Origin of the sequence: Methylobacterium sp. WL103 (assembly GCF_008039885.1) — a bacterium.
GTDB classification, from domain to species: domain Bacteria; phylum Pseudomonadota; class Alphaproteobacteria; order Rhizobiales; family Beijerinckiaceae; genus Methylobacterium; species Methylobacterium cerastii.
On record NZ_VRUX01000426.1, the window covers coordinates 1 to 3,730 of the forward strand.

Annotated in this window: 3 protein-coding genes; 2 read left to right on the top strand and 1 reads right to left on the bottom strand. The window is 68.4% G+C overall.

Annotation, left to right across the window (positions count from 1 at the left end; genetic code table 11):
* Positions 1–131: 131 nt before the first annotated feature.
* Positions 132–1,454 (bottom strand): outer membrane protein transport protein, encoded by a 1,323-nt coding sequence (locus FV222_RS19860; RefSeq protein WP_147751829.1) that lies wholly within the window; start codon positions 1,452–1,454, stop codon positions 132–134.
* Positions 1,455–1,919: 465 nt separating this feature from the next.
* Here FV222_RS19860 and FV222_RS19865 point away from each other — a divergent pair, with 465 nt between their 5' ends.
* Together FV222_RS19865 and FV222_RS19870 are read left to right on the top strand one after the other, a co-directional pair.
* Positions 1,920–2,804 carry a fumarylacetoacetate hydrolase family protein gene (locus tag FV222_RS19865; RefSeq protein WP_147762245.1) on the top strand — a complete coding sequence of 295 codons (885 nt, stop codon included), beginning with the start codon at positions 1,920–1,922 and terminating at the stop codon, positions 2,802–2,804.
* 104 nt (positions 2,805–2,908) lie between these two features.
* Positions 2,909–3,730: DUF808 domain-containing protein (locus FV222_RS19870; RefSeq protein ID WP_147815455.1), on the top strand; the 822-nt coding region annotated here is incomplete at its 3' end.

The following is a 3,730-nucleotide window of genomic DNA, read 5'->3' on the forward strand; positions in this document are numbered from 1 at the left end:
CGCCCTGCCCTCGCTGGCGCCGGCGCCCGGCACCTACGTGCGCATGAAAGCCTGACGACGGCCTAATCGCCGCCTTGGCCGGTTCCTGCGTAGGTCCGGGACGGCTCCGCCCCGGACCGGTCGTTCGGGCCTCAGTACTTGCGGACGAGCGGGACGGGCGCGGGGGCCGCCGGGGCGTCGAAGGTGTAGCGGAAGCCCACTGAGACGATGTCCGCGCTGCCGTCTACGAGACCGGCGAAGACGATGTTGCCGGTGTTGTAGTCGCGGCCCGGTCCGGCGAGGATTCGGCTGCGCTCCACGAACAGGTGCGAGTAGGCCAGCGTCAGCAGGAGCTTGTCGCTCCAGCGGTAGCTGCCGCCGACGGCGAGGTTGACGCGGTCCCCGTCGGGCAGCCGCACCGAACGGTTCGAGAAGTCGATCGGCGACTGCTCGTAGGAGACGCCCGCGCGCACGGTCAGGGCCGGCGACCAGTCGTATTCGCCGCCGATCGAATAGGTGTAGCCGTCCTTGTAGTTGAGCGGCAGGAAGCTGACCGGCACGTTGCGGGCCTCGGACACGATGCCGACGGTGCCGAGCCTCGACCAGTTGTCCCACTCGAAGCCGAGGTTCATCCGGAAGTTCGGAGCCAGCGACTGCGTCAGGCCGACGCTGAGTTTTTCGGGGGTGTTGAGGTTCGAGCGGACCTGGCCGGCGAGCGGCGCCAGCGCCACCAGCGGCACGCCGATGGACCCTTCGATGTCGTGATGCACCGAGGAGCGATAGCCCACGCCGATGGCGGTGCCGGCCCAGGGCGTCACCAGCACGCCGGCGGTGAAGCCCACGCCCCAGGAATCGCCCTTGAGGAAGCTGCTCGGATACGCCGTCGGGGACAGGCCCGGGATCGGCAGCGCCTGCCGCAGGGTCAGGCGGAAATACTCGATGTTCGGGCCGGCGGCGACCGACAGCCAATCGTTGACCTTGAAGCCGACGACCGGGTTGAAGGCGAGCGAGAAGATCCGGTTGGAGCGGCCGTAGACCTCGCCGGCCCAGGTCTGCTGCGGCTTCGTCACGAGGCCGAACGGCGCGCCGGTCTGGATGCCGATCCAGAGGCGGTCGTTGAGCTGGTAGGCGGTGGCGCTCGAGGGCAGCACGGCGCCCTGCCCGATCTCGCCCGATCCGCCGAGGCCGATGAAGCCCGGATTGGTCGGGGTCGTCGGCGTGATCTTACCGGACAGGCCGACATACGTGAGGTTCTGCTCGGTGACCCAGCCGGGACGCATCGTCACCACGGCGGGGTTCCAGAACATCGAGGACACGCCGCCGCCGCCGGAGGCCGCGCCGGCATCGGCCATGCCGACCGCGATGGCGCTCTGCTCGCGCAATCCGAAGGCGCCGGCCTGGGCGCCCGCCGTGCCGATCATCAACGCGGCCGCCGAAACGCCGGCCGTCGCGAATGCGCGCAATGTCTTTGCCATGGTCGTCTCCCCATACGATCCGGCGGTGCACTCGTTCGGTGCCGCCCATTCGGGCCGTCGCCTCGGTTAAATCTGTGCCAATATTCGGCAGGAGACACAACGCCCGACAGTCGCTAAATTTTATCAGTATAAATTGATAAAAATACTAGTTTTAATATTCTTAGATTTGTAGATCGGTTGAAACGAAGGTATCCACCAATCTTCGTTCATATGTAAACGATCTGCGGTAGCGTACAGGACTATTTACCCTTTGCGCCGCCGGGCGTCTTTGGGCGAGCCATGTGCGCTTTCTGCCACATGCCGGCACCCGCCTCCGGTGCACCCTTTGTCCCGGATGGCTCCCGCCGGATATTCCAGGGCGCCATCGCCGACGACGGGGGCGCCGGCCTCGTCACGCTTGACCCGGCTGCCACGACACCCACCTTCCTGCGCACGAGGTTGCGGAACGCAGGGAGTGGACGGACGATGAAACTGGTTCGGCACGGTGCGACCGGCGACGAGAAGCCGGGTCTGATCGACGGCGGCGGCGGACTGCGCGACCTATCCGGCGTCCTGCGCGACATCGCCGGGCCGGGCCTCTCGCCCGAATCCCTCGACCGGCTCCGCCTGATCGACCCTGAGACGCTGCCCCTGCTGCCGGAATCCACCCGGCTCGGCCCCTGCGTCGGCGGCACCCGCAACTTCGTGGCGATCGGCCTCAACTTCGCCGACCACGCCGCCGAGACCGGCTCGCCGATCCCGTCCGAGCCGATCGTGTTCAACAAGGCGCCGTCCTGCATCGTCGGCGCCAACGACACCGTGATCATCCCCAAGGGCTCGGCCAAGACCGATTGGGAGGTCGAGCTCGCCGTCGTGATCGGCTCCCGCGCCTCCTACGTCCACGCCAACGAGGCGCTGAACTACGTGGCCGGCGTCTGCATCTGCAACGACGTCTCCGAACGCGAATGGCAGATGGAGCGCGGCCCGACCTGGACGAAGGGCAAGGGCTGCCCGACCTTCGGGCCGCTCGGGCCGTGGCTGGTGACGCTCGACGAGGTGCCCGACCTCGGCAGTCTCGCGATGAGCCTCGACGTGAGCGGGCAGCGCATGCAGACCGGCTCCACCGCGACGATGATCTTCGATGTGCCGCAGCTCGTCGCCTACGTCTCGCACTTCATGATGCTGGAGCCCGGCGACGTGATCACGACCGGCACCCCGCCGGGCGTCGGACTCGGCATGAAGCCGCCGCGCTACCTCAAGGCCGGGGACGAGATGGTGGTGCGCATCGATCGCCTCGGCGAGCAGCGCCAGCCGGTGATCGCCTTCGACGACTGGACCGCGAAGGTCTCGGCCGGCGAGCCGACGAACTGACGCTCTTCTCTTCCGGTGCTGACGCCGCGGTCGGTGACGATCCGCTATCGACTTCGTGAACGTCCTCTGCACAGAAGGCTCGACCTTTCGGAGGACGCCTTCACGTGAGCATCGGTCTGATCGCCCTCCTCGACGATGTCGCCGGGATCGCCAAGGTGGCCGCGGCCTCCCTCGACGACGTCGCCGGCCAGGCGGCTAAGGCCGGGGTGAAGGCCGCCGGCGTGGTGATCGACGACGCGGCGGTGACGCCGCGCTACGTCGTCGGCTTCGCCGCCGAGCGCGAGTTGCCGATCGTCGCCAAGATCGCGGTCGGCTCGCTGCGCAACAAGCTGCTGTTCCTGACGCCGGCCGCCCTGGCGCTCGGCGCCTTCGCGCCCTGGACGATCACCCCGCTGCTCATGCTCGGCGGCGCCTACCTCTGCTACGAGGGAACCGAGAAGGTCTACGAGGCGCTGGTCCCCCATGCCGGCCACGCGCACGACGCCCAGCCCGACGCCGGCGGCGACGGCCGGGCGATGGAGGACCGCAAGGTCTCGAGCGCGATCAAGACCGACTTCATCCTGTCGGCCGAGATCATGGCGATCACGCTGGCCGCGCTCCCCGAGGGCGGCGTCGTCACCAAGGCTGCCGTGCTCGCTTTGGTGGCCGTCGGCATCACCGCCTTCGTCTACGGCGCGGTGGCGCTGATCGTGAAGGCGGACGACGCCGGCATGGCGATGGCCGCGAGCACGTCGAGATCCGCGTTCGGAAGTTTCGTCCGCGCCCTCGGGCGGGGCATCGTCAAGGGAATGCCGCCCTTCCTCGCGCTGCTGGCGATCGTCGGCACCGCGGCGATGATCTGGGTCGGCGGCGGCATCCTGGTCCACGGGCTCGAGACCTACGGCCTGCCGCAGGTCGCCCACGCCCTGCACGCGGCCTCCAGCGCC